The organism is Nocardia sp. NPDC003999, from assembly GCF_053604885.1.
This window is the reverse complement of record NZ_JBSGIB010000001.1, coordinates 212290-239260: the sequence shown is the minus strand read 5'-3', so window position 1 is coordinate 239260 and position 26971 is coordinate 212290. Positions and strand designations below refer to the sequence as shown.

Sequence of the window (26971 nt, the reverse complement as noted above, 5' to 3'; positions counted from 1 at the left end):
CCCGTGAGCACGTTTGCAGGGGCGATCGGGACCAGGCGGCCGGGCGGATCAGTCCTGTTCGCCCTCGTCGTCGCCGGTGTAACGGCCTTGCTCGGCGAGGAATCGTTCGAATTCGGCGCCCAGCTCGTCGCCGCTGGGCAACTCGCCGTCACCGACCAGCAGGCTCGACTGGCGTTCCTGCGCGGTGACGAAGCTGTCGTACTGCCGCTCCAGCGCGTGCACGACGGTCTCGACCTCGGCATTGCCCGCGATGTGCTCGTTGACCTGTTCGCGTACCCGGGCGGCGGCCTCGCCGAGCGCGGCCAGCGGGAACTCCAGGCCCGCGTTGTCGGCGACGTTCTCCAGCAGCGTCTGCGCGGCCTCCGGGTAGGCGGTCTGTGCCAGGTAGTGCGGCACGTGCACCGAGAAGCCGACCGACTCGTGACCGTGCTGCGCCATGCGGAATTCCAGCAGCGACGACGCGCTGCCAGGAACCTGCAGCTCGCCCGGCCACCGCTGGTGCTCGGAGATCAGGTCGCGGTTGGAGGAGTGCGCGGTCACGCCCAGCGGGCGAGTGTGCGGAATCGCCATCGGGATGGCGCTCAGGCCGATGCTGCGCCGCACGCCCAGCTGGTCGGCGAGCAGCCGCACCGCGGTGGTGAACTTCTCCCAGCGTAGGTCCGGCTCCAGACCCGCGAGCAACAGGAACGGGGTCCCCGCGGTGTCGCGCAATGCCCAGAGGTTGAGTTCCGGCTCGGCGTAATCGGAGAAATGATCGGTCTTGAACGTCATGAGCGGGCGCCGCGAGCGGTAGTCCAGCAGCTCGTCCACGTCGAACGAGGCGACCAGTTCGCTTTCGAGGCTTTCGCGCAGGTGCGTGGTCGCCAACCGCACCGCGTGCCCGGCGTCGGTGAAGCCTTCCAGTCCGTGCACCAAGACCGGGCCCGCGCCGTCGGCGGACGACAGCTGCGGAGCGGGAAACTCCAGTTCGTACATTCGCGACTCGTAGTCCATCGCGTACTCCTTCCTGCGCGGCTCCTGCGGCCCGGACGCGTGCCTCACGCGCCAGTGTGGTTGCCTGCCCGATCGTTCGCCACTCCTGGTGGTGCGAGACGAGCAGTCGTCCGAACCGGGGACCACTGTCCATTGTCCCCCATGCCGTCGCGGTCGCCGCGCACGGCCGGACACCGACCCGTACTCCGAGCCAACAGCATCGGTGGGCCGCGCATTCCCGGCCCGGCGGCGTGGCATCGCCGACCGGACACGAGGAGTTTGGCACAGTGGGGATGTGACCGTGGCGGATTCGAGGCGCATGCGGCTGGGCCGGGTGGCACCCGTCGTCTGCGCGGTGCTGCTAGCAGGATGCGGGTCGACGGTACCGGGGCGCCCGGTCTCGTCGGCGCCGACCGCGGTGACCCGGCACGTCAGTGCGGAACTGCCGACACTGCTACCGGATCCGAGCCAGTTTCCACCGCCGTACGCGGCGGTGGTGCTGCCCCAGGATGCCGTGGCTCAGGCGGCGGGCGACCTGGACGGCATGGGCCGCGGTGCGAACGTCCAGCCCAGCCGGTGCGTGCCGCCGAATCAGGACTTCGGGCCCGATCGCACCGCGATGGCGGTCGGCACGGACGACGCGACCCGCGCGACGCTGACCGTCGAATTGACCCGCAGCGGCGAGCCGCTGGCCGCCCTGCGCGCCCGGCTGGAGCAGTGCGGATCGGTGCGGGTCAACCGAGCGGGCGCCGCTACCACCGTGACGTCCGAGTTGGACTCGCCGCCGCCGATCGACGCCGACGACACCCTCTCGCTGCGCAGGACGGTGCGGCCGGAGTCGGGAGGCGCCCGGCTGACCCAAACGATGCGCACGCACGTCGCGCAAGTGGGGGACGTGCGAATCTCGGTGACCTACATGTCGTTCGCCGAGGGCGAACCGGATACCCCCGCGCTGGATGCGCTGTTCGCCACGGCGGTGCGCAAAGTGCGCGAGAGGTAGCGCGGGCGGCACGGTAGCAGGCGCCTCCGACACGAATCGCGATACCGCCGTCGTGTCGGTCGAGTCGTGCACAGCGCGAAGCGGATTCCCCAGGGCGGCGGAATCGCCAGGTCGGCGTCGAAGACCGGAGTCCACCGAGCCGCATGGTCGAAGCATGACCACTTCCGCGAACCCATTTCGAGCCCCCGAACCGGTCGATGCCGGACATGCAGGCATGGACGACGAATCGCGGCCGGATTCCGGCCGCAACCATCCATCGAGGTGCGGCGCTCGCTCCGACACCGCGCCACGCGCCGTTCCCGCAGCGATCGCCGCGCCGCACTCGCATTCGCGCGCGGCGGAGGACGGAACAGACGCGTGGACTCCCGGTGGTCGATCTCGGCACGCTCGATGCGGCGAAGATCCTCCGCAGTTCCATGGTGCTCCGGAACATGTTGTGTGCGTAGATGATCCGGCGGAGTTGATTGCCGCGGTGCCCGCGATGCTCGGATTCACCCCGGAACGGTCGGTGGTCGTGCTCGTCCTGCGGCACGGGACGCCCGGCGGTGCGACGGTCGACGCGGTGGTGCGCTTCGATCTGGATTCGCCCGGTGGCCGCCGCGTGCGCGGTGCGACGCTGGCTGCCGCGGTCGCGCGGATCTGCGCGCACGACCAGGCGGCCGAGGTCATGGCCGTCGTCGTCGACGAACGCGCCGTGGAGCCGAGCGCCGACCGGTCGAGATGCGCGGCCGGACGATTCGACGCGCTGGTCGGCTCGCTCGGCAGGCGGCTGGCAGCGTGTGACATCTCGCTGGCCGGAGTCTGGGCGGTGCCTGCGATCGCCGCCGGGCAGCAGTGGTGGACCTTGACGGGACCACGGCGGCGCGGAGTGCTCCGTGATCCTGCGGCCTCTCTCGTGACGCTGACCCACGTGCTGGAAGGCAGGCCGATCCGCGGTTCGCGTTCCGAACTCACCGGTCTGGTCGCGCCCGATCCGCTCGCATGTGCCGAGATGGCGGCGCACCTGCCGGACGCGCTCGCGCGTGCGGGCGAACGCTACGCCCGGGCCGCGCGTCGCGGCGATCCGATCGGATACAGCAGGCAAGCGCTGGACTATGTGCTGTGGCAGATCGCCAACACCGCCTCGGGCGCGGCGCTGATGGCGCCCGAACTCGCGAAGATCACCGCGGCCCTGCGCGATCGGGCGGTGCGGGACACGATGTTCGCACTGGCCGTGGGCGACCACGCCGCCGCGGCGGAGGCGGTGTGGATCGCGCTGACCCGCGCGCTGACCGGCGCGGATCGTGCCGAGGCCGCCGCACTGCTCGGCTACAGCGCCTACGTCCGTGGTGACGGACCACTGGCGGGCATCGCGCTGGAAGCCGCGCTGGAGGCGGATCCGGGGCATCCGATGGCGATGCTGCTCGACACCTCGCTGCGCCTGGGCATGCGCCCGGAACAGTTGCGTCGCCTCGCGCGCAGCGGCTACCGGACCGCCGCTGGTCTCGGTGTCGACATGGGGGAACCGGCGCCGTGAAGCCGGATATGCGGATCGGTGACAACGAGTTCGCGATGCTGCCCGCGCCGGATCACCGTGACGATTCGGCGGAACACCGTGCTTCGTCCGGGCAGGTGTCGTCGCGGCGCAATCGGCTCCGGGGCCGTTGCGTCGGCGCCGCGGCCCGAGTCGGTGCGGGGTCGACTCGGACCGCAGGTGGCGGATTATCGCGCGCTGTGCGCGCGGGAGCCGAGCGATCGGAGGAAAGCCCAAGCGTCAGTGACGATTTCGTCGAGATCGTTGTGCTCGGGTCGCCAGCCCAGCTCGGTGATGGCGCGTTCGCTGGACGCGATGAGCGTCGCCGGGTCGCCGGGACGACGGGGCGCGTCTTGCGCGGCGATCGGCAGGCCGGTGACGCGCTCGCAGGCCGAGATCACCTCGCGAACGGAGAATCCGGTGCCACTGCCCAGGTTGTAGATCCGGTGGGTGCCCGGCTCGGCGGTCGTCAAGGCCAGCAGATGGGCCTGAGCGAGGTCGCGGATGTGGATGTAGTCGCGGACCGCGGTCCCGTCGGGGGTGGGCCAATCGGTGCCGAAGACCGAGATCGCCTTGCGGTGCCCGGCCGCGACTTGCAGGACCAGCGGGATGAGATGCGTTTCCACCACTCGGTTCTCGCCCAGTCCGCCATAGGCGCCTGCGACGTTGAAGTACCGCAGGCTGGTCGCCGCCAGCCCGTGCGCGATCGCGTAGGAGGTGATGGCATGGTCGATGGCCAGCTTCGACGCGCCGTACGGATTGGTCGGGCGGGTCGGGGCATCCTCGGTGATCGGCACCTGCTCCGGTTCCCCGTAGACCGCGGCGGTGGAGGAGAAGACCAGCCGCGGCGTTTCCGTGCGCCGCATCGCCTCCAGCAGCTCGAACGTCTTCACGACGTTGCCGTGCCAGTACTTCTCCGGCTGCTGCACCGACTCGCCGACCAGCGACTGGGCCGCGAAATGCAGAACAGCGTCGAAGGGTTCGGCGGCCAGCAGCTCCGGCGCGGCGACCGCCACGTCACCCTGGACGAACCGGGCGGCGGAGGGCACGCCCTCGGCATTGCCGGTGGACAGATCATCGACCACGATCACCTCGTGGCCGGCTTCCAACAGAACTTGGGCGCAGACGCCGCCGACGTAACCCGCGCCACCCGTGACGAGAAGTCTCACGTGTCAGGCCAGCTTCACCTGGACGGCGTGCGCCATCTCGTCGGGCAGTTCGAAGCCGTCGTGGCCGGGCACGGTGATGATCACCGAACCCTGCCTCGTCTCCACCGTGACGCGGGCGTCGGGCACCACGCCCGCCTCCCGCAGCCGGCCGATGACTTCGGGGTCGGTCTGGATGTGCTCGGCGAGCCTGCGCACGACGACGGCGTGCTGCTGGCCGTTCGGCAGATCCGACAGGCGAAGCAGCGTCTCGTCGGCGGCGGCGGGCGGAATGATGCCCAGTTCGTCCAGGCCGGGAATGGGGTTGCCGTACGGGGAGGTGGTGGGGTGGTTGAGCACCTCGACCAAACGGCGCTCGACGTCCTCGCTCATCACGTGCTCCCAGCGACAGGCCTCCGCATGCACGTTCTGCCAGTCCAGGCCGATGATGTCGACCAGCAGCCGTTCGGCCAGCCGGTGCTTGCGCATGACCGCGACGGCCATGCTGCGCCCCTTCTCGGTCAGTTCCAGATGACGGTCTCCGGCGACCAGCAGCAAACCGTCCCGTTCCATGCGCGCGACGGTCTGGCTCACGGTGGGACCACTCTGTTCGAGGCGCTCGGCGATCCGGGCGCGCAGGGGCACCACGCCCTCCTCCTCGAGGTCGTAGATGGTACGGAGATACATCTCCGTGGTGTCGACCAGATCCTTCACCTGTTACCCCTTCGTCGGCACGAATTCTACCCACGCACGACGGCACCCCCGTGTGCCGGATCGTGTCGCTCCACGCTGCGCACGACATCTCCGGCGGCATTGCGGGAACGTGATCGGCGCACGGCAGGCGGCCGTGAGCATACTTTCTTGTATTTGTACTGCATAGGAACGTTTCGCGGGGTTCCTTGCTTCCCGCTAGCGTTGCGATCATGGCCACTGCACCGCGCGGCGAACCTCGGGCGCCGATTTCGCCCGGAACGAGCCGCCCCGCAACTGTCGTCTGGACCGAGCGGTTCCTGGATTACCGCTGGACTCCGGAGCACCCGATGCAGCCCGCGCGCCTGAAGTTCACCATGGCGCTGGCGGAAAGTCTCGGCTTGCTCGATGGCGTCGAAGTGCTCGAGCCCGCCGCCGCGGAACGCCCCGATCTGCTGCGCGTCCACACGCCCGACTACCTGGACGCGGTCGAACGCGCCGTGCCGCCGGTGGGTTCGCCTGCCGCTCCACCCTTCGGTCTCGGTTCCCCGGACAATCCGGTTTTTCCGCGAATGCACCAGGCGGCGTCCACGATCGTCGGCGGCACGCTGGCCGCGGCCAGGGAGATCGCGGAGGGCCGCACCAACCGGGCGGTGAGCATCGGCGGCGGCATGCACCACGCGATGGCCGATTCGGCGGCGGGGTTCTGCGTGTACAACGACGCGGCGGTGGCCATTTCTTGGCTGCTGGACCACGGTTTCGACCGGATCGCCTACATCGACGTGGATGTGCACCACGGCGACGGCGTGCAACGGGCCTTCTACGCCGACCCCCGGGTGCTGACCATCTCGCTGCACCAGCATCCGGCCACCCTGTGGCCCAACACCGGTTGGCCGGAGGAGATCGGCGTTGGCGCGGCGGAGGGCACGTCGATCAACCTGCCGTTGCTGCCGGGCACCCGGGACGCTCAGTGGCTGCGAGGGTTTCATGCCGTGGTCCCGGGCGCGGTGGAGGCATTCCGTCCGCAAATCGTGGTCAGCCAGTGCGGGGTGGACAGCCATCGGGAAGATCCGCTGGCCGACCTGGAACTCACCGTCGACGGACAGCGCGCGGCCTTCCGCGCCATGCGCGAACTCGCCGACCGCTATGCCGAAGGACGCTGGCTGGCCGTTGGTGGTGGCGGATACGGGTTGGTCCGGGTGGTGCCGCGGGCCTGGACCCACTTGCTGGCCACCGCGTTGGATCGCACCATCGATCCCGCGACAGCGATCCCGCAGGACTGGATCGACCTGATCGGCGCGGCGGTGCCGCGGGCGGACCCGCCGCGCACCATGGGCGACGGCGGTGACATCGCCTACCGTCCATGGGACGGCCCCGGCGGCACCGGTGAGACCGGTGACGTACGGGTCGATCGCGCCCAACGTGCCGTCGACATGGCCGTGCTGGCCACCCGCCGAGCGACTTTCGGGTTGCTGGGTCTGGACCCGGAGGATCCTCGTGACTGACTTTCCCGACACCGCGGACACTCCCGCCACCCCGCCCCCGCCGCCGCAGCACTGGTTCGCCGACGTGCTCGCCTCCGACGGTGGCGTCGTACGACTGCGCCCGATCACTCCCGCCGACGCCGAGCGGCTGCAGGACTTCCACGGCGCGCTGTCGGACCGCACCAGGTATCTGCGATATTTCGGCCCGTACCCCAGGATCTCGCCGAAGGATTTGTATCGCACCACGCATGTCGACTATCACGACCGGGTCGGCCTGGTGCTGGAACTCGGCGAGGCGATCGTCGCGGTGGGCCGCTACGAGTTGCTGGAGCGGGACGGGCCGCGGGCGGCGGAGGTCGCGTTCGTGGTCGCCGACGGCCATCAAGGGCGCGGGCTCGGCTCGATCCTGCTGGAGCATCTGGCCGGCGCCGCCGCCGAGAACAAGATCGAGACCTTCGTCGCCGAGGTGCTCGCGGAGAACACCGTCATGGTGACGGTCTTCCGCGACGCGGGCTACCAGGTCGAGCGCAGCCGGGACGGGTCGGTCCTGCATCTCGAGTTCGCCATCGACCCCACCGAAGCATTGCTGTCGGTGCGTGATTCGCGCGAACGCGCATCCGAAGCGCGCAGCGTGGGCAATCTGCTCACGCCGCGATCGGTGGCGGTGATCGGCGCTACCCCCGCGACCGGGCGGGTGGGCGGGGCGGTGCTGGCGAATCTGCTGTCGGGTCTGTTCCAGGGGCCGGTGTTCCCGGTGAACCCGAACCGCAAGTCGGTGCGCGGGGTACGGGCGTACGCGACGGTCAGGGAGATTCCCGACGAGGTCGATCTCGCCGTGGTCGCGGTGCCGCCCGCGGCGATCGGGTCGGTGCTCGACGACTGCATGGCCAAGGGGGTCAAAGGCCTCGTCGTGCTGACCGCTGGTTTCGGTGAGACCGGCGCCGGGGGGTCGGCGGCCGAACGCGAACTGGTGGCGGCCGCTCGTGGGCACGGCATGCGCGTGGTCGGGCCGAGCGCGCTCGGCATCGCGAATACCGATCCGGCGGTCGCCATGAACGCGACCCTCGCCCCGGTGTTGCCCGGTCGCGGACGTATCGGCTTCTTCTGCCAGTCCGGGCCCTTGGGCGCGGCCATCCTCGGGGAGGCGGCCGCCCGCAATCTCGGTTTGTCGACGTTCGTGTCGGCCGGTAACCGTGCCGACGTCTCCGGCAACGACCTGCTGCAGTACTGGGACAGCGACTCGGACACCGATGTGGTGCTGCTGTACCTGGAAAGCTTCGGTAATCCGCGCAAGTTCTCCCGGATCGCGCGCCGGGTGGCCCGGACCAAGCCGATCGTCGCGGTGAGCAGCGGCCGCTCGGTCGCTCAGCCCGCGGGGGACATGGACCGGTCGATCGTGCGGGATCTGTTCGCCCAGGCCGGAATCGTCCAGGTCGACTCGATCTCCGAACTGTTCGACTGCGCCGCTCTGCTGGGCTATCAGCCGTTGCCGCGCGGCTCGCGGCTGGCGGTCGTCGGCAACAGCGCGGCGCTCAACTGGCTGGCCGTCGACGCGGCGCAGGGGGAGGGCCTCGAGGTCGGCGAGCCGGTCAACCTCGGTCCGCAGGCGACGCCGGGCGCGTATCTGGACGCTCTGGTCGCAGCGTTGCGCTCGGACGAGACGGACGCCTTGATCGTCGTTTTCGCACCTCCGGTGCCGCTGCCGACCGCCGGTTTCGCCGACGCGATCCGAGCGGCGGCGGCCGCGGTGCCCGAGGCGAAAAAGCCGATTCTCACCACGTTCGTCGCCGAGCAAGGGATTCCGAACCTGCTCGCGGTGCGTGGTCCCGGCGCCACGGCGGCGCACGGCTCGATCCCGTCGTATCCGGATCCGGAGCGCGCGGCTCGAGCGCTGGCCCGGGTGCGGCGATACGCCGCGTGGCGAACCAGGCCGGTCTCGCCGGTGGTGCGGCCGGAGGGCATCGACACCGACCGCGCGCGTCGATTGGTGGCCGATTGGATGGCCGGTTCGGGCGGTCGGCGGCTCACCGATCTGGAAACGGTGGAACTGCTTGCTTGCTATGGCATCTCGGTCGTCGAGTTCCGCGAGGTGCGCAACGCCGAGGAGGCCGTCGCCGCCGCGGAAGAACTCGGCTACCCGGTAGCGGCCAAGGCGACCGGCGAATTGTGGCGGCGTAGACCGGATCTCACCGGCGTCCGGCTCGATCTGTGGCGTCCCGAAGCGGTGCGACAGGGATACGCGGACTTGGCGGAGTTGTGCGGTGATCCGGTACTGCACATCCAGAAGATGGCCACCAAGGGTGTCGGCTGCATCCTTCGCGTCCAGGACGACCCGTCGTTCGGCTCGGTGATCGAATTCGGCCTGTCCGGTCTGATCATCGAGTTGCTCGGCGACCGCGCCTATCGAGCACTGCCGTTGACCGCCGACGAGGCGACAGCCCTGATCGACGCGCCGCGAGCCGCACCGTTGCTGTCGGGTACGCCGGCGAGTCCCCGCGTGGACAAAGCGGCCCTCGCCGAACTGGCCCAGCGCATTTCGGCGCTGTTCGACGACCTGCCGGAGATGCGGGAACTGTCCTTCGATCCGGTGCTGGCCTCGCCGACATCGGCGGAGATCCTGTACGCACGCGCCCGGATCGGCCCGCAGCCCAGCCGTTTCGACACCGGTCCGCGCCGGTTGGGTTGAGCCTCGGCGGATCCGCCGGGCGAATTCGCTGCGCAGCACGCCCCGCCTATCGCGTGGCACGGCTGAGACATCGGCTCGCACACGTCACACGCGAAATGTCCGATAACGGACGATCGCTTCTGCCGCGATCTGGGGATGTCACGTTCGTCCGTCAGAAAGGCCTGCTCGCCATGAAGATTCGCAGTGTTGCCGTCTTGTCGCTGCTCGCGGCGGCGCTCACCGCGTGTTCCGTCACAATCGGCACCCCGAAGGTGAAGGAGGCCGACTTGGAGAAGTCGGTCAAGGACTCGCTCACCGAGAAGGTCGGGCAGGAACCCGACGCGATCGATTGCCCCGGTGATCTCACTGGCAAAGAAGGGACCACCATGCGCTGCACGCTCACCGCGGCTGGGGACACGCTCGGTGTGACGCTGACGGTGACCTCGGTGGAAGGCGACACCGTGAAATACGACATCGCGGTGGACCAGAGCTGAGCCGACGCGGCGCGGAGAAGGGGATACGACACCGCCGACCGGCCCGCGCGACGCCCGGAGGGGACGGGCACGCGCGCATACCGGTCGGCGCGGGAAGGTGACCCCGGCGGAAGGGCCACCGAGCCGAACGCCGGCGCTGTCTCGGGGCGGCCGGCGCCGGACGATCAGCTGGCGTAGGCGCGGAGCCGGTCGGCCCGCTCACCCTTGCGCAGCTTCGCCATGACTTCACGCTCGATCTGACGCACCCGCTCGCGGGAGAGACCGAAGAGCTTGCCGATCTGGTCCAGCGTGCGCGGCTGGCCGTCGTCCAAGCCGAACCGCAGCCGGATGACCTGCTGTTCGCGCTCGTCCAGGGTGGCGAGCACGCTGCGCACATCGTGGTGCAGCAGACCGGCGATGACCGCGGACTCGGCCGAGGTGGCCTCGGAGTCCTCGATGAAATCGCCCAGCGGGGCCTCTTCGTCGTTGCCGACCGGCATGTCCAGGCTCACCGGGTCGCGGCTGTGGTCGAGCAGATCGGAGATCTTGTCGACCGGGATGCCGGATTCGTTGGCCAGTTCCTCGTCGGTGGCCTCGCGGCCCAGCTGCTGATGCAGTTCGCGCTTGATCCTGGCCAGCTTGTTCACCTGCTCGACGAGGTGGACGGGCAGGCGGATGGTGCGGCTCTGGTCGGCCATGCCGCGAGTGATGGCCTGCCGGATCCACCAGGTGGCGTAGGTGGAGAACTTGAAGCCCTTGGCGTAGTCGAACTTCTCCATGGCGCGGATCAACCCGAGGTTGCCCTCTTGGATCAGGTCGAGCAGCGGCATGCCGCGGCCGGTGTACCGCTTGGCGAGCGAGACAACAAGGCGCAGGTTGGCTTCGAGCAGGTGCGACCGGGCGGCCTGACCGTCGCGCACGATCATCGCCAGATCACGCTTGCGGGACGCCGACAGTCGCTTGCCGGTTTCCAGCAGGTACTGCGCGTAGAGGCCCGCCTCGATGCGCTTGGCCAGCTCGACCTCGTCGGCAGCGGTGAGCAGCGCGGTGCGGCCGATTCCGTTCAGGTACACACGTACCAAGTCGGCGGCAGGGCTCTGAGCGTCGAGGTCCGAATCGCTGGTGCGCACACGAGTGGTGGCGGGGCTTGTCATGACTTGCCTCCTGTCGGTGGTGTCTCACTCCGATAAACGGACCCGACAGGGAGAAAGTTCCCCGTTACGGCTGGCATAAACCGCTCTGAGCAGCGGTTTTCGCCCTTCTCGTCTGAGAAGTTCCTGAGAAGCGCCGCAGCGCGGGGACGATCCCCGGCCAGGACCTGCACCGGCCGGCGCGCGGCTGCCGTTTCTCACACGGGCTTGATCAATCCGTGCCGTACCAGGCCGGTGACCACGGACAACGCGTCGGCGGCGAACTCGGTGCCCACCGCATCGGATCCATGGGCGAGCGCCAGCAGTTCGATCAGGTCGTACAACGGCAGGCCGTCGGCGTGCATTCCCGCCAGCAGTGAGATCGTCGCCTCATCCACTTCGTGCTGCCAGCGCGGACCGTCGCCGCGATGCAGTCGCGCGACCTCCGGCGCCCATCCCTCGGCGTCGTGCAGATACACCCGCTCCAGCGCCGTCGCCTCGTCCACGACGAAACGTGAAGACCAGGCGAGATTTTCGTCGCCGGCGACGGCCCGCAACCAGGCCGAGCGCTCGAAATACCGGAAGGCCTCCTCGCCGAGCGGATCATCGAAGCCGTGGGTGAGGTCCTCGGCGAGCAATTCGGTCGGCCCATCGATGGCGCGCAGGTAGACGAACCCGAACCCGATGCCCGCCACGTCGGCTGCCTCGAAGGCGTCCAGCCAGCGCTCCGCGCGGGCCTGCGTGGCGGGATCGCGCGGGTCCGCGCCCGCGTCGCGCAACCAGGTGCCCACGTACAGGGCTGGGTCGGCCACGTCACGTTGCACCACCCAGGCGTCCACCCCGTGCGCGGGCAACCAGGAGGAGACGCGCCCGCGCCAGTCCTCGTCGTCGACATGGACCCACGCGGCGAGCATCGCGGCGGTACCGCCGGGCGCCAGCAAGTCGGCGGCCTGCGAGATGACCAACTCGCTCGCGCCGTCCAGTGCGAGGCCGGAATCGCGATAGGTGTGCTCGACACGCCCCGGGCCCACCACGAACGGAGGATTGGCCACGACCTGGTCGAACCGCCTGCCCCGCACCGGGTCGAACCAGGAGCCTTCCACCAGTTCGATGTCCAGCTCGTTGAGCGCGGCGGTGGCCTCGGCCAGCCACAATGCGCGGGGATTGACATCGGTTGCGGTCACGCGCCGCGCGTAGGAGGCGGCGTGCACCGCCTGCACGCCGCACCCGGTGCCGAGGTCGAGCACCGTGCCGACCGGCCGGGTGGGTGTGGCGCGCAGCAGCGAGAGGGAGGCGTGGCCGACGCCGAGGACGTGATCCTCGGTCAGTGTGCGCCTGCGCATCGAGTCGTCGAGGTCGGAAAGCACCCACCGAGTGCCCGCGCCCGTGTCGAGCGGCCGCAGGTCGAGCGCCGCACGCACCTCGTCGCCCTCGCGCTCCAGCAGGCCCGCCGCGACCGCGCGATCCATCTCGACCGGCGCCAGCGCCGCGGCCACCTCCCGCTCGGGCAGCGCGTCGCCCAGCAGCAACAGACGGATGAGGGTGCCCAGCTCGCCTGCCGCGCGGGCCGCGCGGCGCACCGGTACCGGCTCCGACCGGCCCAGCGCAGCGTGCGCGTCGCCGAGCACCTCGAGCAGGGTGTCGGCGTTGTAGCCCACCCGGGTGAGCGCGGTCCGCAGATCCGGGCACAGCGCGGCGAGCAGCGATCCGGTGGTCGTCGATCGGTTCGTAGGCACACCGGTACTCTGCCACCGCGACCACCGGGCGCGGATCAGGTGCCCGCTGTGTTCCGCGGCACCGCGCTGCCACCTCGGGCCGCCGCCGGAGTCGGTCAGACCCCGCTGGGGTCGCGTCCGGTGACGCAGTACAAGGCGTCGCCGGGATCGCTCAGGACTATCCAGTGTTCGTGACGTTCCACCACGGTCGCACCGAGTGACTCGTGCCACGCGGCGGTGGCGTCGATGTCGGTGGCCGCCAGATCGACGTGCGCGCTGGTGGGGCGGTTCTCGCCGAGGCGCTGCAACAGCAGCTGCGCGGGCAGCTGCCGTTCCTCGGAGCGCAACCGGGCGAACTCCGGCCGTCTGCCCGGTTGATGGGTCCAGCCGGTCAGCAGCGTCCAGAAGCGGGTCTCGACCTCGTGATCGTCGGGGCCGATGTCGAGGCACACCTGGTCCAGGCGCGACAGCGCGCCGTCCGGAGCCCGGACGGCGGGCGCGGGCGTGCTGGTGGCGCGGCCGCTGGGAGTCAGGCAGAACGTCTGGCCGCCCGGGGATCGCAGGACGGCGTAGCCGGGATGGTTGGCGACCAGCTCGGCCCCGAGGCCGAGCGCGGTGCGCACGGCGGAGGGGATGTCGTCGACGTCCAGGTCGAGGTGGACGCCGCCGAGGCCGGTCACCGCTTGCATCTTGACGCTCGCCGCGGCGAACAGCGCCGGGTCCGGCAACAGGGTGAGGAACTCGTCGTTCGCGCCGCGCCGAGGGGAGAGCTCGGTGCCGGTGACCGTGGACCAGAACTTCGCGCAGTCGTCGAAACGCTGCGCCGGGCGGTCCAGGAAGACCCAGATCCACCGAATCATGTGCACTCCTGTCTTGTCGCCCGCAACAAACCGTGGCCGGTGATCGTGGTGCGCGAGGCCTCATGCGACCCTAGGGACGCGTGCCCGCCTTGTCGAGAAAATACCGGCGCCGCCATATTTGGCAGGAATTCAATGTTATGTGGCATTTCAGCCACTCGTTGCGTGAGCATGGTTCGGGCAGGCTCATCGGGTGACCGAACTGCAGACGCCGACTCCCGTTTCCCTGGCTACCGCGCCGCGCCGGCGCTTGCACCCGGCTTGGCCGGTCGCAGGCGTGGGCTTCATCGCCCTGCTGGGCGCGGCCGCGTTCCGTTCCGTGCCCAGCGTGCTGATGGACCCGTTGCACGAGGAGTTCGGCTGGTCGCACGGCACCATCGGGACGGCCGTTTCGCTGAATCTGCTGCTATACGGCCTGATCTCGCCGTTCGCCGCCGCGCTGATGGATCGCTTCGGCATCCGCAGGGTGGTCGCCTGCGCGCTGCTGCTGGTCGCCGCGGGCAGCGGGTTGACGGTCTTCATGTCCCGGCCGTGGCACCTCGTGCTGACCTGGGGCCTGCTGGTCGGTGTCGGCGTCGGGTCGATGTCCATGCCGTTCGTCGCCACGATCACCGGCCGGTGGTTCGTGCGGCAGCGCGGTCTGGTCACCGGCGTGCTCACCGCCGCGGGCGCGACCGGACAGTTGGTCTTCCTGCCGTTGGTGTCGGCGCTGGCGCACGCCCACGGCTGGCGGCTGCCGTCGCTGATCGTCGCGGGCGCGGCGCTGGCCGTGGCGCCGTTGGTGGTGCTGTTCATCCGGGACTATCCGAGCGATCTCGGCGTGCGAGCCTACGGCGCCGAGCCGGACAGCACGGCGGGCCTGCGCGTACCCGCCGCGGGCGGCGCGTCGCGCGCGCTCACGGTGCTCGGGACGATCGCGCGGCGTCCCGGGTTCTGGCTGCTCGCAGGCGGTTTCGCGGTGTGCGGCGCGTCCACCAACGGGCTGGTCGGCACCCATTTCGTCAGTGCCGCGCACGATCACGGCATGCCGCCGACCGCCGCGGCGAGCCTGCTGGCCGTCGTCGGCGTCTTCGACGTGGCGGGCACCATCGCCTCGGGCTGGCTGACCGACCGGATCGATCCGCGCTACCTGCTGATCGGCTACTACACGCTGCGCGGTCTGTCGTTGCTGATCCTGCCCGCGCTGCTGGGTCCGGACACGCAGCCGAGCCTGTGGGTGTTCATCGTCTTCTACGGCCTGGACTGGGTGGCCACGGTGCCGCCGACCGTCGTGCTGTGCCGCGAACTGTTCGGCGCCGACGGCCCCGTCGCGTTCGGCTGGGTGTTCGCCTCGCACCAGATCGGCTCGGCGGTGGCGGCCACCGGCGCGGGCGTGATCCGTGACCTGCAAGGCAGCTACGACCTCGCCTGGTACCTGGCGGGCGCTCTGTGCGGCGCCGCCGCCGTGATGTCGGCCGTCGTCCGCAGGCCTCCGGCAGCGGCGCGGTGAGCCGGTCTTCCCAGCGGACTCAGCCGTCGATGGCGTTGTGCGGACGCGACTCGATGGCCGTGCGCGGACGGTCCCACCTGCTGGGCTCGTCTTTGCGGCGTGGCGGGCGATCGTTGGCGATCAGCACCGCGATCCAGGGCAGCGGAATCGACGCGACGATGATCAGGATGGACAGCAGCGGGTTGCCGAACGCGCTGTAGGCGATCGCGGCGAGGACCAGGCACGGGATGCGGAACGCCATGATGATCGTGTACCTGCGCACCCGGGCCCGGTGCTGATCGTCCAGCGAGGGCGCCGCCTCGGTGATCAACGCGGGGTGCTTGTCGTCGGTGCCTGGGAAGTATCCGGAGGAACGGCGGGGCTGCGTCGGCATCGTCACGTCGGGGTGCTCTTCGCGGTCGCGGCCGTCGGCGGATGGGGAATCGCCGTTCTGCTGCATACCCCGAGTCTTCCACTCGTGGTCCTTCCGCGCACATACGGAGGTGGGGTCGGGTCTGCTCGGCGGTGGTCGGTGATGCGATACCGAGGTGGGGTCGGGTCTGCTCGGCGGTGGCCGGTGATGCGATACCGAGGTGGGGTCGGGTCTGCTCGGCGGTGGCCGGTGATGCGATACCGAGGTGGGGTCGGGTCTGCTCGGCGGTGGTCGGTGATGCGATACCGAGGTGGGGTCGGGCCTGCTCGGCGGTGGTCGGTGATGCGACACCGAGGTGAGACCGTGGTCAGCGGGGTTGTCGCGCGATGCGGCATCATGGAGTGCGTGAGCACCGACACCATGGTTCGCCCGGATACGACGACCGACGAGACGACGGGCGACGACACCCCGAAGTTCTTCCACTACGTGAAGAAGGACAAGATCGCCGAGAGCGCCGTGCTGGGCACCCACGTGGTCGCGCTGTGCGGAGAGGTCTTCCCGGTGACCCGCTCGCCCAAGCCGGGCTCTCCGGTGTGCCCGGAGTGCAAGAAGGTCTACGACGGCCTACGCAAGGGCGACTGAGGCGACGATCTACTCGCCGGACGAGGACCGCGCCGCGCGCAGATCGAGCACGGCGCGCAGGTCGTCGGAGCCCGCGTCGTCCGGACCCGCCGCGGCCTCGTCGGGATCCGTCGTGTCCGCGTCGGTTCCGCTCTCGCCGCGCACCTGATTGGCGATCCACTCCTTGACCTGCTCCATGCGCGTCGCGCGGGCGGGCCAGAACTCCTGCACCGCCGCGTTGAACTCCGCGCCCAGGATCACCGCGAAGCCCAGGAAGAACGTGAACAGCAGGAACGCGATCGGCGTCGCCAGCGCGCCGTAGGTGACGCCGGTGCGGCTGACCCACGACAGGTAGCGGCGCAGCACTTCGCTGGCCGCCATGAAGAACACGCCAGCCACCAGCGCCCCGCCGAAGAGCCGGTGCCAGGGCAACGAGGTGTGCAGTGCCAGCTTGTAGAGGGTGGTGAGCCCGACGATCAGCAGCAGGCCGACGCCCGGGTAATAGAAGAAGTCCAGCAGTTGCAGTCCGGTGGCCCGCCACGCGGTGGGCAGCACCCGCCCGATCAGCGTCGGCCCCAGCGCCACCAGCGGCAGGATGAACACCGACGCCGCCAGGAACAGCAGGTACAGCAACAGCGCGAAGATGCGCTGCCACACCGGGTGCCGCGCGTCCTGCTGGTCGTGGGCCTCCACGATCGAGTCGACGAAGGTCGCCATCGCCGACGATCCGGCCCACAGCGACAGCACGAAGCCCACCGACACCACCGCTCCGCGCCCGCGCCCGAGGACGTCCTGCACCGTGGGCTCGATGAGATCGGACACCACGTTGGCGCTGAACAGCTCCCGGCTGAACGCGATGATCTTGGACTCGACGATCTGCACCGTGTCCGGGCCGAACCATCCGCCGACGTAACCGAGGCTGCCGAGCAGGCCGAGCAACAGCGGCGCCAGCGAGAGCGTCTGCCAGAACGCGGCCGCGGCCGATTTGGCGAAGATGGAATCCGTCCACGCCTTCGCCGCCACCCGCAGGATCAGCGCGGCGGCCCGTCTGCTCAACACCGCTGTGCGCGCGCTCGCGCGGTCGGCCCAAGTGGGAGGGCGCACAGCGGCGGCGCGGGTCGACGGTGTGTCGGTCCGCGGCGGATCCCCCGGAATGGCGTGCTGCTCGGTCATCGTGCTTACAGCATCGCGCACTTCGGCGATCCGCATCGGAGTGTGCGCGCGACGTGTCGGTGGGCATCGGGTGAACTCCCAGCGTCCTGGCTGGTGGCCGTGTGATGCCCGTCGCGCCCGCCGCGTCGGTTTGGCGACACGCCGTGCCGGGCCGCTAGGGTCGTCTGCGTGACTGGGTCGGGTGGCGCCGCTGTGGCGGGTGAGGCAGAGACGCCGGGCGATTCGAAAGTGATCGGCCCCGCCGTCAGCGGCGGTTCCCTCCGCGCCTGGCAGCGACGTGCGCTGACGAAGTACCTGGCCACCAAACCACGGGACTTCCTCGCCGTGGCCACCCCGGGCGCGGGCAAGACCACCTTCGCGCTACGCGTGGCCGCCGAACTGCTGGCCGACCGCACTGTGGACCAGATCACCGTGGTGGCGCCCACCGAACATCTGAAGCACCAGTGGGCACAGTCGGCGGCGCGCTCCGGGATCGCGCTGGACTCGCGGTTCTCCAACTCCACCGGTGGCACCTCGGGTGACTATCACGGTGTCGTGGTCACGTACGCGCAGGTCGCCGCGCATCCCTCGCGCCACCGCGTGCGCACCGAGAATCGCAGGACGCTGGTCGTTCTCGACGAGATCCATCACGCGGGAGACGCCAAGAGCTGGGGTGACGCGACCGCTGAGGCGTTCGGCGACGCGACTCGCCGCCTCGCCCTGACCGGTACCCCGTTCCGCAGCGACGACAGCCAGATCCCTTTCGTCGTCTACGAACCCGACGAGTCCGGTTTCCCGAAGTCCCGCGCCGACCACACCTACGGCTACGCCGAGGCGCTCGCCGACGGCGTGGTGCGGCCGGTGGTCTTCCTTGCCTACTCCGGCGAAGCGCACTGGCGCGACAGCGCGGGCGAGGAGTATTCCGCCCGCCTCGGCGAGCCGCTGAACGCCGAGCAGACCGCCCGTGCCTGGCGGACCGCGCTCGACCCGGCCGGCGACTGGATCTCCGCCGTGCTGCGCGCCGCCGACATCCGGCTGCGCCAGAAGCGCGCCTCCGGCATGCCCGACGCGGGCGGTCTGGTGATCGCCACCGACCAGGACCGTGCCCGCGACTACGCCGAACTGCTGGAACACATCTCGGGTGAGAAGCCGGCGCTGGTGCTGTCCGACGACCCGGCCTCCTCCAACCGCATCGCCGAATTCAGCAACAGCACCCAGCCCTGGATGGTCGCGGTCCGCATGGTGTCCGAGGGCGTCGACGTGCCGCGCCTCGCCGTCGGGGTGTACGCGACCAGCGCCTCCACCCCGTTGTATTTCGCGCAGGCGATCGGGCGTTTCGTGCGTGCCCGGAAGTCCGGCGAGACCGCGACGGTGTTCCTGCCCTCGGTGCCGGTGCTACTGGATCTGGCCGCGCAACTGGAGTTGCAGCGCGACCACGTCATCGGCAAGCCGCACCGGGAGAAGAACGGCCTGGACGACGACTTGCTGATCGAGGCGAACAAGCAGCAGGACGAACCGGGCGAGCAGGAGAAGTCCTTCGTCGCGCTGGCCGCCGACGCCGAGCTCGACCAGGTGATCTACGACGGATCCTCCTTCGGTACCGCGACCTTCGCCGGAAGCGACGAGGAAGCCGACTACCTCGGGATTCCGGGCCTGCTCGACGCCGAGCAGATGCGCGCGCTGTTGCGTGAGCGGCAGGCCAGACAGGTCGCGGATCGGAGCCTGTCCGCGCCCGTCCCCGATCCCGGTCCACAGGTGGCGGGCGCCGCGGAGCGGGTCGCCACCGCCGATCGGCTCGGCGAGCTGCGGCGCGAACTCAACAGCCTGGTGGCGATGCATCACCATCGCACCGGGAAGCCGCACGGCGTGATCCACGGCGAGCTGCGCCGGGAGTGCGGCGGGCCGCCGACCGCGCTGGCGACCGCCGAACAACTCGGTGAGCGCATCGCGGCGCTGCGCCGGAAGTAGCCCTCGTCAGTCGGCCGGGGCGGGCCAGGCGGCCATGGCGCAGTCGATGGACGCGGTGAGTTCCGGCAGCGCCGCGCCGTCCCGTGCCTGAATGGACAACCCGTAGAGGACCGTCGTGTAGAAAGCGGCGAGCGCCGCGCTGTCGGTACCGGGCGGCAGATCGCCCTCGGCGACGCCGCGCTCGAGTCGTCGCCGGATGTCTTCGGTCGTCGCGCGGCGCTTGTCGATCAGGAAATCGCGGATGCCGGTGTTTCTCGTGGTGTAGGTGGAGCCCGCGAGCACGACCATGCACCCGTGCGGCTTGTTCTCCTCGGTGTAGGCCACCGCGTTGTCCCGCAGCATCGCCTCGATGGCCGCCCGCGCGGTGGGTTCCTCGCGCAGCGCACGGGCGGTGTAGCCGCCGTCGGTGTGCCCGTAGAGGTCGACGGCCGCGCGGAACAGCGCCTCCTTGCCGCCGAACGCGGCGTACAGGCTGGGTGAGTTGATCCCCATCGCGGCGGTGAGGTCGTTCATCGACGCGCCCTCGTAGCCGTGTTCCCAGAACACCTCCATGGCGCGGCGCAAGGCCTCGGCGCGATCGAAGGCGCGTGGTCGTCCCCGTTCTGCCATGCCGAACCTTTCTGTGTCGATCGTTAAATATACCCCTTGACACCGTGGCGGCGGATGCGCTTGGCTATTTATGTATTGATCGACACAAAATAGGAGGAGTACCGATGCCGGACCTGACGGGCAAGGTCGCACTGGTCACCGGGGGTAGCCGCGGGATAGGGGCGGCGATCGTGCGCCGCCTCGCCGCGGCGGGCGCGGACGTGGCGCTGACCTACCAGCACGCCGAGGGGCAGGCGAAGACGGTGGTCGGCGAAGTCGAGGCGCTCGGGCGGCGAGCCGTCGCCATCCAGGCCGACAGCGCCGACGCCACCGCCGTGCGCACGGCGGTGGACCGCGCGGCGTCCGAACTCGGCGGGCTGGACATCCTGGTCAACAACGCGGGGATCTTCCCGGCGAAGCCGTTCGAGGAGTTCACCGTCGCGGAGATCGACAACGCGCTCGGTGTGCACGCGCGCGCCGCGTTCGTCGGCGCGCAGGCCGCGGTCCCGCACATGACCGACGGCGGGCGGATCATCAGCATCGGGACCAACCTGACCGATCACGCGCCGTTCGACGGGGTGACGCTCTACAACCTCAGCAAGTCCGCCCTCAACGGCTTCACCAAGGCGCTGGCGCGCGAACTGGGCCCGCGCGCGATCACGGTGAACCTCGTCCAGCCCGGCTCCACCGACACCGACATGAATCCGGGCGACGGAGCGCATGCGGGCAGGCAGCGCGACCTGACCGCGCTCGGGCGCTTCGGCGCCGCCGACGATGTGGCGGCGACGGTGGCCTTCCTGGCCGGGCCGTCCGGTCGCAGCGTGACCGGTGCGTTCCTCACCGTGGACAGCGGTACCAACGCCTGATCGACCCGGCGAAATGCCGCCGCTGCGGGACCACGACCGCCCGCTGGAACGCCGCGACGTACGTGCTCGGCGTCGCAGGACCGATCGGCTCGCGACCCGCGCGAGCGGCATGCCCGTGGCAGAGCAGCGGCAATGATGCGGCCGGGATCCGCGTACGCCACCCGTCAACGAAGCGAACTATCGAGATCGCCTCCGGCGCAGTAATTCCCCGCTTCCGGGGCCAGACGGCGGGGGTGCGATCGGTGGCCGGGATACTCCGAGATGGTTCGGCAGTTCAGCGCGGCGTCGTGGTGAAGAATCGCCGAGAGTCCAGTGCACTGATCGGCGTCCACCGCGTCGCCGGTGCGGACTCGTCCGAGTCCTGCGGCGCGGCGGCGAAATAACCAAGGATCGCCAAGCCCAGTCGCGGATCCTCGTCGACTCGCCGCGCCATCTCGTAGAAGACGGCCAGAAGGTGCACGCATCGTGTCTTGCGCGCGGTGCACGAGCAGTCGGTACCCGCGAGGACGGGTGCGAGGGAAATCCCGGCCGCGCTGACGGCGCGGTGCACATCGTCGGTCGGTACGGGCGGGTCCGGCACGAATCCGGCGATCGCGGTAACGGCGGTCCGGGACATGGCGGCCACCTCCACCTGCGTCACCGACGCCTGACCGCCCCGGTGGATGGTGGCCCGCACGACCTGTCCTTCGACGGTGGCCCGCACGCCGTTGTTGCGCGCGATGCTGCGCGCGCGGGGCAGCAGTGGGTCCGGCCGGGTCTGGCGCAGCGGCTCGGCCAGCCGGACCCAGTCCATGCCCCATGCGGTGTAGCCGAACTCGTTGTCCGCCATCAGTTCTCCCTCTTGCGGCGCAGTATCTCGATCAGCTGGGCGTCGTCCAGTGCGGCCAGCGCCGCGATACCCGCAGCGTCGCCGAGGTCGCGCAGCGCCGCCTTGCGGTCGTGCATGCCCGCGATGTGCTCCTCCACGGTGGTGGTGGAGGTGAGCGTGGTGACGGTGACCGTACGGGTCTGGCCGATCCGGTGCACCCGGTCGGAGGCCTGCGCCTCCACCGCCGGGTTCCACCAGCGATCGAAGTGGACGACGTCGGCGGCGCGGGTCAGCGTGAGCCCGGTGCCCGCCGCGCGCAGGCTGAGCACCAGCACCGGTGGCCCGTCCTCGGCCTGGAACCGGGTGACGATCTCGGCGCGCTCGGCCTGTGAGAGGCCGCCGTGGAAGAACGGCGCATCCACGCCGAACTGCTCGGCGAGATGCCGTACCAGCAGGTCACCGGTCTGCCGGTACTGCGTGAAAATCAGTGTCGGACTGCCGGTTTCGAGATTGGCGGCGACGATGTCGGTGCACAGGTCGAGCTTCCCGGACCGGCCGGCGAGCTCGTCGAGTTCGCCGGTGATCAGACCGGGATGGTTGCACACCTGCTTCAGGGCGGTCAGCGCCGCGAGCACGCGGCCGTGGCGCTCGATGCCCGCGCCGAATCCGTCGTCCACGGCCTTGTCGAGCAGTTGGTCGTACAGCTGTTCCTGTTCGGCGGTGAGGTCGCAGAGCAGGTCGCTGTGGATCTTCGCGGGCAGGGCGGCGGCGACCTGACGCTTCGTGCGGGCCAGCACCACCGGTTCGATGGTGTCGCGCAACCGTGCCGCGGCGGCGGCCGAACCCTCGTGGATGGGCCGCACGAAGCGCCGCCGGAACTGCGTCCGGTGCCCGAACAATCGGGGTGCCACCAGGTGCAGCAGGGCCCACAACTCATCGAGATGGTTCTCCACCGGCGTGCCGGTCAGTGCGACCGTGGCGGCCGCGTCGATCGCGCGCGCCGCCTTCGCGACCTGGGTGCGGGGATTCTTCAGCGCCTGCGCCTCGTCGAAGACGGCCGTCGCCCACCTCCGCTGCGCCAGCAGCTGCCCATGTAACCGCAGCGTCGGGTAACCGGCGACCACGATCGTCGCGGCGTCGGGATCGACGGCGCCGCCTCGCCACACGACCACGCGCAGCCCGGGCGCGAACCGGCCGATCTCGTGCGCCCAGTTGCCGACCAGCGAGGTCGGGCACACCACCAACTGCGGACCGGCCTCGGCCCGGTCGAGCAGGAAGCCGATGGTCTGCACGGTCTTGCCCAGCCCCATCTCGTCGGCGAGCACCGCGCCGCCGTGCGCGGCCACCGTTTCGCGTAGCCAGCCGACCCCGCGGGCCTGGTAGGGGCGCAGCCGGGCTTTCAGGGTGGCCCGCAGATCCGCCGTGACCGCCTCGGTGTCGCGCAGGACGGCCAATGCTCGTCGCGCGGAGACGATTGCCGTGCGGGACGCGTCCGGCACGGCGTGCGCGGCGATGGGCAGGGCATCGGCGTCCGGGCCGGGCGGCTCACCGGCGGGGTCGGCGAGCGCGGAACGCACCACCTGTTGCCAGACCAGGACCGACTCACCCGGGTGCTCCAGGCTCGAGTCCGCGAACGTCTCGGGATCCACCAAGGCGGCATCGACGTCGATGACCTCGAGGGCTCCGTCCACGCCGATCGGGACGGCCAGCGCGAGGGTCTCGCGGTCACCTGGACCGGTCGGGGCCGGACCGGTGGCGTGTCCGAGCCAGGTCCAGAGCGCGAACATGTGCCGATCCGGTAGATAAGTGGCGTGTGTGCTGGGCAGAGCGCACCCCTTGAATCAACGTATGGTGTACGGAGTAACCTGACAACGGAAACCGTACCGGATCGGTTCCGAGGAGCCAGTGAGCGAAGACGTCACATCCGACGAGGCCAGGCGGCTGATGAGCTTGCTGTGGCGGCACGAACTACCGTCGCGTCCGGCGGGGCGCGGTCCGAAGCAGGCGGTCAGCGTGGACGCGGTGGTCGCCGCGGCGGTCGCGCTCGCCGACCGGCAGGGCTATGACAAGGTCTCCATCCGCACGGTCGCCGCCGAACTGGGGCTGCGGCCGATGAGCCTCTACACGTACGTACCGAGCAAAGACGCACTGACGGTGCTCATGGTCGACGCGGTGGCCGAGGAAGACGCGCCGGTTCCCGCCGATCTGCCGCCGCGTGAGCGCCTCGCCGCGGTGGCCCGCCAGGTGCGCGCGGAACTCCTCGCGCACCCCTGGCTGCTCGAGGTGTCGCCGTGGCGGCTCGTGCTCGGGCCGGGACGGATGCGTCGCTACGAGCGGCAGCTCGCCGCGATCGACGGGCTCGGCCTGCCGGACGTGGCGATGGACCGGGCCATCGCCGTGCTGTCGGAGTTCGCCACCGGAAACGCGCGCATGGCGGTGGCCGCAGCCCGCGAGACCGCGCGAATGAGCGACGCGCAGTGGTGGGCAGTGCACGGTCCGCTGCTGAGCGAGGTCATGCCGCCGAGCCGGTTCCCGCTCGCCGCACGTGTGGGGGCGGCGGTGGGTGAGCTGTACCAGGCGCCGGCCGACCCGGACGGCGCGTTCGAATACGGCCTGGCCAGGCTGCTGGACGGCATCCTCGGCGCGGACTGAGCGCCGCCGGACACACCGACAGCGGGCGACCTGTGGGTCGCCCGCTGCCGGTGGAAACGGTGTTCTGTTGTTCGATGCTGTTGTGTCAGGACGCGAGGAGCAGGTCAGAGCGCGGGAGCGGACTCCGTGTCGATCACGGCGTCCAGCTCACGCAGCCGATCCATGTGTTCGTTCGCGTGGTGCTGGCAGAAGAGCAACTCTCCACCTGCGGGCAGTACGGCGCGCACACGGGCCGCCGCCCCGCAGCGGTCGCAACGATCGACCGCGGTCAGTGGGGTGCTTGTCAGGGTTCCTGGCATGACTCCTCCGTCCTGGCTCCCGGTCCCGACGACCGTTCACCTGGTGTGGGGCCCGTGGTCACTCACCACGAGCTCGCTACCGCTACTTCCCAGCAGGGGTATGACTACTCTGTCAGACGTTCGGGACGGGGGACTTTGTTCCCGCGGATGAAGCAGTGTGTTTTCGATAACACGACCAGGGATTTCGCTACGGGCGAACGCCGCTGGTCCTGTCGTAGATGTGCACTGCGTCACACTCTCGATCGGCCGATCCAGTTGTCTACCGGGAGATTACCCGTGACCTATGACACTCACACGCTTGTTCACCTATGCACTTTGGATGAATGGTTATCCGCGCGGCAAACGGGGGAGTACCGAGCGCCCTCCCTCGCCGAGGCAGGGTTCATCCATCTCTCGTCGCCGCAACAGGTGCACCTGCCCGCGAATCGCTTGTTCGCGGGGCGGCGTGATCTGGTGTTGCTGCGGATCGACTCCCGCCGCGTCGGGTCGCCGATCAAGTGGGAGCCGGGCGTCCCGACCGATCCGGAGTCGATACTCTTCCCGCACCTGTACGGCCCCCTGCCGGTGGGCGCGGTCACGGGGGTCGTAGAGTACCTGCCCGCGGCGGACGGGACATTCGCCCCGCTCCCGGCGTGACTACCGGTCGCGGATCTCACGCGCCACGATGGCGGCCTGAACCCGCGACCGCACACCGAGTTTCGTCAGCACCCGGGACACATGTGTTTTGACGGTCGTCTCGCCGATGAACAGCCGACCCGCGATCTGCGCGTTGGACAGGCCGTCGCCGAGGCAATCGAGCACTTCGCGTTCCCGCTCGGTGAGCTCGCCGAATCCGGCGGGAGCCGGTTGCGCGGCAATCTGATTCGACGCGGCGAACGCAGAGATCACCGCTCGCGTCACCTCCGGAGCCAGCACGCCGTCCCCGGCCGCGACCGCGCGCACCGCCTCGACCAGCGCCCGGCCCGACGTGGATTTCAGCACGAACCCGGAGGCGCCCGCGCGCAGCGTGCGAAAGACGTACTCGTCCAGGTCGAACGTGGTGAGGATCAGCACCTTCGCCAAATCGTCCGCGGTGATCCGCTCGGTCGCGGTGATCCCGTCCACCCCCGGCATGCGCACGTCCATCAGCACCACCTGCGGCCGCAGCGCTTTGGCCTGTGCCACCGCGACATCGCCGTCGGCGGCCTCGCCGACCACCTCGATATCGTCCTCGACGTCCAGGATCATCCGCAGGCCGGCGCGGATCGCGGCGTGGTCGTCGGCGATCACCACCCGAATCGTCATGCGGCGCCCACGCAGCCGAGCGGCAGGGTGGCCAGAACTTCCCAGTGGCCGGAATCCGTTCCGGCGCGCAAGCTTCCGCCGAGTGCCGCGGCCCGTTCGCGCATGTTCACCAGACCGCGACGCCCCGCTCGGTCCACGGCCCGGTGGGGCCGCGGGGGCGTTGTCCTGTTGCGGACGGATATGGTCAGTCTCTCCCGCTCTGCGCGCACGTCGATGGAGACCTCCTGTCCCGGGGCGTGTTTCATGGCGTTGGTCAAAGCCTCCTGGACGATGCGATAAGCGGCCTGGTCGACAGCGCTGGGCAGCGCGGCGCCGTCCAGTGATTCGCGCACCCGTACCGAGATCCCCGCCGCGCGTGCGGCGTCCACCAGGATCGGCAACTGCGCGAGGGTGCGCGGCGCGGCTACTTCCGCCGCGCCGTCGTCGCTGTGCAGCAATCCGATCATGGTGCGCATCTCCTCCAGTGCGCTGACGCTGTTGGCGCGGATGGAGCGCATGATGCCGGCCACCGCCGGGTCGGCGTCGCGGCGGGCCAGCACGCCGAGCGCCGCCTCCGAGTGCAGTGCGATGGCCGACAGGTGCCCGGCGATCACGTCGTGCAGATCGCGCGCCATCGTGGTGCGCTCGTCGGCGATGGCCGCGCGCCGGTCGAGTTCGGCGACCAAGGTGAGCGCCTCGGCGCGGGTGCGCTCGGCGTGCGCGACCTCCTTGTGCGTGCGCACCGAGTTCGCCCACCAGATCGGCGTCGCGACGAAACTGAACACCGCCACCAGCGCCAGCGCGACCGCGCGCAGGTCGCCGGTCAAGGCGAGGGTCAGCACCACCACGACGACGGAGAGCGTCGACCAGGACAGCGCCGTGATCCGCGACGCCCGGCGCCCGGCGTACAGCACGGCCGCGTAGATCAAGTCGGCGTAGACGATCCACACCGGCACCGTGGCGCCCAGCCAGATGTCCACGGCCAGCGGCAAGAGCCCGGCAAGCATGGCCGCGACCGGCATCCGGCGCCGGCAGAAGGTCGCCAGGCACAGTAGGGCCAGCACACCGCACCGCACCCACAACGACGCCTGCTCGCCCCGCTCGGTCATGGTGGACAAGCCTGCTAGGTACAGCGCCGCGCCGCCGGCGAACGCGATCACGGCGCCCAGCGCATCCCGTGTCCGCTCCGGCACATCCGCCCACCGCCACACGCCTCCATCACAGCACAGCGACCGCGACGCGCCATCGGCCGAAGTGATGACCGATCCG

At 70.1% G+C, this 26971-nt stretch carries 25 protein-coding genes; 11 read left to right on the top strand and 14 right to left on the bottom strand.

The window, feature by feature from the left end:
* Positions 1-48: 48 nt before the first annotated feature.
* The gene (locus ACWESM_RS01140) at positions 49-993 is read right to left on the bottom strand and encodes a proteasome assembly chaperone family protein (protein WP_355070327.1); all 945 of its coding nucleotides are present in this window, start codon (positions 991-993) and stop codon (positions 49-51) included.
* 280 nt (positions 994-1273) lie between these two features.
* Between ACWESM_RS01140 and ACWESM_RS01135 the strand changes: the two genes are divergently transcribed.
* Both ACWESM_RS01135 and ACWESM_RS01130 read left to right on the top strand, forming a co-directional pair.
* Positions 1274-1972: a sensor domain-containing protein gene (locus ACWESM_RS01135; RefSeq protein WP_355070329.1), complete on the top strand. Its 699-nt coding sequence runs from the start codon at positions 1274-1276 to the stop codon at positions 1970-1972.
* A gap of 436 nt (positions 1973-2408) precedes the next feature.
* Positions 2409-3488 carry a DUF4192 domain-containing protein gene (locus ACWESM_RS01130; RefSeq protein ID WP_452490624.1) on the top strand — a complete coding sequence of 360 codons (1080 nt, stop codon included), beginning with the start codon at positions 2409-2411 and terminating at the stop codon, positions 3486-3488.
* 185 nt (positions 3489-3673) lie between these two features.
* Here the strand turns inward: ACWESM_RS01130 and galE are convergent, their stop codons facing one another.
* Together galE and ACWESM_RS01120 are read right to left on the bottom strand one after the other, a co-directional pair.
* On the bottom strand, positions 3674-4654 hold the full coding sequence (gene galE, locus ACWESM_RS01125) for a UDP-glucose 4-epimerase GalE (protein WP_452490622.1): 981 nt from the start codon (positions 4652-4654) through the stop codon (positions 3674-3676).
* Positions 4655-4657: 3 nt separating this feature from the next.
* Positions 4658-5344, bottom strand: coding sequence for a metal-dependent transcriptional regulator (locus ACWESM_RS01120; RefSeq protein WP_355070334.1), 687 nt, complete (start codon positions 5342-5344; stop codon positions 4658-4660).
* Positions 5345-5553: 209 nt separating this feature from the next.
* Here ACWESM_RS01120 and ACWESM_RS01115 point away from each other — a divergent pair, with 209 nt between their 5' ends.
* From ACWESM_RS01115 to ACWESM_RS01105, 3 genes are all read left to right on the top strand, one after another.
* Positions 5554-6825 carry an acetoin utilization protein AcuC gene (locus tag ACWESM_RS01115; RefSeq protein ID WP_355070336.1) on the top strand — a complete coding sequence of 424 codons (1272 nt, stop codon included), beginning with the start codon at positions 5554-5556 and terminating at the stop codon, positions 6823-6825.
* Positions 6818-9490 (top strand): bifunctional acetate--CoA ligase family protein/GNAT family N-acetyltransferase, encoded by a 2673-nt coding sequence (locus tag ACWESM_RS01110; protein ID WP_452490620.1) that lies wholly within the window; start codon positions 6818-6820, stop codon positions 9488-9490. Before ACWESM_RS01115 ends, ACWESM_RS01110 begins: the two co-directional genes overlap by 8 nt.
* A gap of 170 nt (positions 9491-9660) precedes the next feature.
* Positions 9661-9963 (top strand): DUF4333 domain-containing protein, encoded by a 303-nt coding sequence (locus tag ACWESM_RS01105; RefSeq protein WP_356961560.1) that lies wholly within the window; start codon positions 9661-9663, stop codon positions 9961-9963.
* Between the two features lie 164 nt (positions 9964-10127).
* Here ACWESM_RS01105 and ACWESM_RS01100 read toward each other — a convergent pair whose 3' ends face one another.
* From ACWESM_RS01100 to ACWESM_RS01090, 3 genes are all read right to left on the bottom strand, one after another.
* Entirely contained in the window at positions 10128-11096 is a 969-nt protein-coding gene (locus ACWESM_RS01100; RefSeq protein ID WP_355070340.1) for a sigma-70 family RNA polymerase sigma factor, read from the bottom strand.
* 194 nt (positions 11097-11290) lie between these two features.
* Positions 11291-12808 carry a DUF7782 domain-containing protein gene (locus ACWESM_RS01095; protein ID WP_452490617.1) on the bottom strand — a complete coding sequence of 506 codons (1518 nt, stop codon included), beginning with the start codon at positions 12806-12808 and terminating at the stop codon, positions 11291-11293.
* Between the two features lie 95 nt (positions 12809-12903).
* Positions 12904-13647, bottom strand: coding sequence for a VOC family protein (locus tag ACWESM_RS01090; protein WP_355070344.1), 744 nt, complete (start codon positions 13645-13647; stop codon positions 12904-12906).
* Between the two features lie 190 nt (positions 13648-13837).
* On the opposite strand from ACWESM_RS01090, the gene ACWESM_RS01085 reads away from it, so the two are divergent.
* Entirely contained in the window at positions 13838-15133 is a 1296-nt protein-coding gene (locus tag ACWESM_RS01085; RefSeq protein WP_355070346.1) for an MFS transporter, read from the top strand.
* Between the two features lie 19 nt (positions 15134-15152).
* On the opposite strand, the gene ACWESM_RS01080 is transcribed toward ACWESM_RS01085, so the two are convergent.
* Positions 15153-15506 (bottom strand): DUF3099 domain-containing protein, encoded by a 354-nt coding sequence (locus ACWESM_RS01080; protein ID WP_355071024.1) that lies wholly within the window; start codon positions 15504-15506, stop codon positions 15153-15155.
* 384 nt (positions 15507-15890) lie between these two features.
* Between ACWESM_RS01080 and ACWESM_RS01075 the strand changes: the two genes are divergently transcribed.
* On the top strand, positions 15891-16127 hold the full coding sequence (locus tag ACWESM_RS01075; protein ID WP_039799212.1) for a DUF3039 domain-containing protein: 237 nt from the start codon (positions 15891-15893) through the stop codon (positions 16125-16127).
* 9 nt (positions 16128-16136) lie between these two features.
* Here ACWESM_RS01075 and ACWESM_RS01070 read toward each other — a convergent pair whose 3' ends face one another.
* Positions 16137-17279, bottom strand: coding sequence for a YihY/virulence factor BrkB family protein (locus tag ACWESM_RS01070; RefSeq protein ID WP_397275980.1), 1143 nt, complete (start codon positions 17277-17279; stop codon positions 16137-16139).
* Positions 17280-17471: 192 nt separating this feature from the next.
* On the opposite strand from ACWESM_RS01070, the gene ACWESM_RS01065 reads away from it, so the two are divergent.
* Complete coding sequence (locus tag ACWESM_RS01065; protein WP_397276055.1) at positions 17472-19226, top strand: DEAD/DEAH box helicase; 1755 nt, start codon at positions 17472-17474, stop codon at positions 19224-19226.
* A gap of 6 nt (positions 19227-19232) precedes the next feature.
* Here ACWESM_RS01065 and ACWESM_RS01060 read toward each other — a convergent pair whose 3' ends face one another.
* The gene (locus ACWESM_RS01060; protein ID WP_356961566.1) at positions 19233-19835 is read right to left on the bottom strand and encodes a TetR/AcrR family transcriptional regulator; all 603 of its coding nucleotides are present in this window, start codon (positions 19833-19835) and stop codon (positions 19233-19235) included.
* 104 nt (positions 19836-19939) lie between these two features.
* Between ACWESM_RS01060 and ACWESM_RS01055 the strand changes: the two genes are divergently transcribed.
* Complete coding sequence (locus ACWESM_RS01055; RefSeq protein WP_355070350.1) at positions 19940-20680, top strand: SDR family NAD(P)-dependent oxidoreductase; 741 nt, start codon at positions 19940-19942, stop codon at positions 20678-20680.
* A 274-nt stretch (positions 20681-20954) separates the two neighbouring features.
* Here the strand turns inward: ACWESM_RS01055 and ACWESM_RS01050 are convergent, their stop codons facing one another.
* Both ACWESM_RS01050 and ACWESM_RS01045 read right to left on the bottom strand, forming a co-directional pair.
* Complete coding sequence (locus tag ACWESM_RS01050) at positions 20955-21509, bottom strand: hypothetical protein (RefSeq protein WP_452490614.1); 555 nt, start codon at positions 21507-21509, stop codon at positions 20955-20957.
* Positions 21509-23275: a DEAD/DEAH box helicase gene (locus tag ACWESM_RS01045; protein WP_452490612.1), complete on the bottom strand. Its 1767-nt coding sequence runs from the start codon at positions 23273-23275 to the stop codon at positions 21509-21511. The genes ACWESM_RS01050 and ACWESM_RS01045 overlap by 1 nt, the downstream gene beginning before the upstream one ends.
* Positions 23276-23432: 157 nt before the next feature.
* On the opposite strand from ACWESM_RS01045, the gene ACWESM_RS01040 reads away from it, so the two are divergent.
* Positions 23433-24140, top strand: coding sequence for a TetR/AcrR family transcriptional regulator (locus tag ACWESM_RS01040; RefSeq protein ID WP_452490940.1), 708 nt, complete (start codon positions 23433-23435; stop codon positions 24138-24140).
* A 104-nt stretch (positions 24141-24244) separates the two neighbouring features.
* Here ACWESM_RS01040 and ACWESM_RS01035 read toward each other — a convergent pair whose 3' ends face one another.
* The gene (locus ACWESM_RS01035; RefSeq protein ID WP_036538000.1) at positions 24245-24439 is read right to left on the bottom strand and encodes a DUF7455 domain-containing protein; all 195 of its coding nucleotides are present in this window, start codon (positions 24437-24439) and stop codon (positions 24245-24247) included.
* A gap of 276 nt (positions 24440-24715) precedes the next feature.
* Here ACWESM_RS01035 and ACWESM_RS01030 point away from each other — a divergent pair, with 276 nt between their 5' ends.
* Positions 24716-25075 (top strand): DUF952 domain-containing protein, encoded by a 360-nt coding sequence (locus ACWESM_RS01030; protein ID WP_355070356.1) that lies wholly within the window; start codon positions 24716-24718, stop codon positions 25073-25075.
* On the opposite strand, the gene ACWESM_RS01025 is transcribed toward ACWESM_RS01030, so the two are convergent.
* Together ACWESM_RS01025 and ACWESM_RS01020 are read right to left on the bottom strand one after the other, a co-directional pair.
* A complete protein-coding gene (locus ACWESM_RS01025) occupies positions 25076-25723 on the bottom strand; it encodes a response regulator transcription factor (RefSeq protein WP_364425998.1) in 648 nt (215 codons plus the stop codon).
* Positions 25720-26895, bottom strand: coding sequence for a sensor histidine kinase (locus ACWESM_RS01020; protein ID WP_452490610.1), 1176 nt, complete (start codon positions 26893-26895; stop codon positions 25720-25722). Before ACWESM_RS01020 ends, ACWESM_RS01025 begins: the two co-directional genes overlap by 4 nt.
* Between the last annotated feature and the right edge of the window lie 76 nt (positions 26896-26971).

Bases quoted from the DNA above. Each gene is read 5' to 3' on its own strand.
- ACWESM_RS01040 (WP_452490940.1), top strand. From the start codon at position 23,433: ATGAGCTTGCTGTGGCGGCACGAACTACCGTCGCGTCCGGCGGGGCGC.
- ACWESM_RS01025 (WP_364425998.1), bottom strand. From the start codon at position 25,723: ATGACGATTCGGGTGGTGATCGCCGACGACCACGCCGCGATCCGCGCC.
- ACWESM_RS01050 (WP_452490614.1), bottom strand. From the start codon at position 21,509: ATGGCGGACAACGAGTTCGGCTACACCGCATGGGGCATGGACTGGGTC.
- ACWESM_RS01090 (WP_355070344.1), bottom strand. From the start codon at position 13,647: ATGATTCGGTGGATCTGGGTCTTCCTGGACCGCCCGGCGCAGCGTTTC.
- ACWESM_RS01140 (WP_355070327.1), bottom strand. From the start codon at position 993: ATGGACTACGAGTCGCGAATGTACGAACTGGAGTTTCCCGCTCCGCAG.
- ACWESM_RS01035 (WP_036538000.1), bottom strand. From the start codon at position 24,439: ATGCCAGGAACCCTGACAAGCACCCCACTGACCGCGGTCGATCGTTGC.
- ACWESM_RS01115 (WP_355070336.1), top strand. From the start codon at position 5,554: ATGGCCACTGCACCGCGCGGCGAACCTCGGGCGCCGATTTCGCCCGGA.
- ACWESM_RS01105 (WP_356961560.1), top strand. From the start codon at position 9,661: ATGAAGATTCGCAGTGTTGCCGTCTTGTCGCTGCTCGCGGCGGCGCTC.
- ACWESM_RS01070 (WP_397275980.1), bottom strand. From the start codon at position 17,279: ATGACCGAGCAGCACGCCATTCCGGGGGATCCGCCGCGGACCGACACA.
- ACWESM_RS01080 (WP_355071024.1), bottom strand. From the start codon at position 15,506: ATGCCGACGCAGCCCCGCCGTTCCTCCGGATACTTCCCAGGCACCGAC.
- ACWESM_RS01045 (WP_452490612.1), bottom strand. From the start codon at position 23,275: ATGTTCGCGCTCTGGACCTGGCTCGGACACGCCACCGGTCCGGCCCCG.
- ACWESM_RS01100 (WP_355070340.1), bottom strand. From the start codon at position 11,096: ATGACAAGCCCCGCCACCACTCGTGTGCGCACCAGCGATTCGGACCTC.
- ACWESM_RS01060 (WP_356961566.1), bottom strand. From the start codon at position 19,835: ATGGCAGAACGGGGACGACCACGCGCCTTCGATCGCGCCGAGGCCTTG.
- ACWESM_RS01055 (WP_355070350.1), top strand. From the start codon at position 19,940: ATGCCGGACCTGACGGGCAAGGTCGCACTGGTCACCGGGGGTAGCCGC.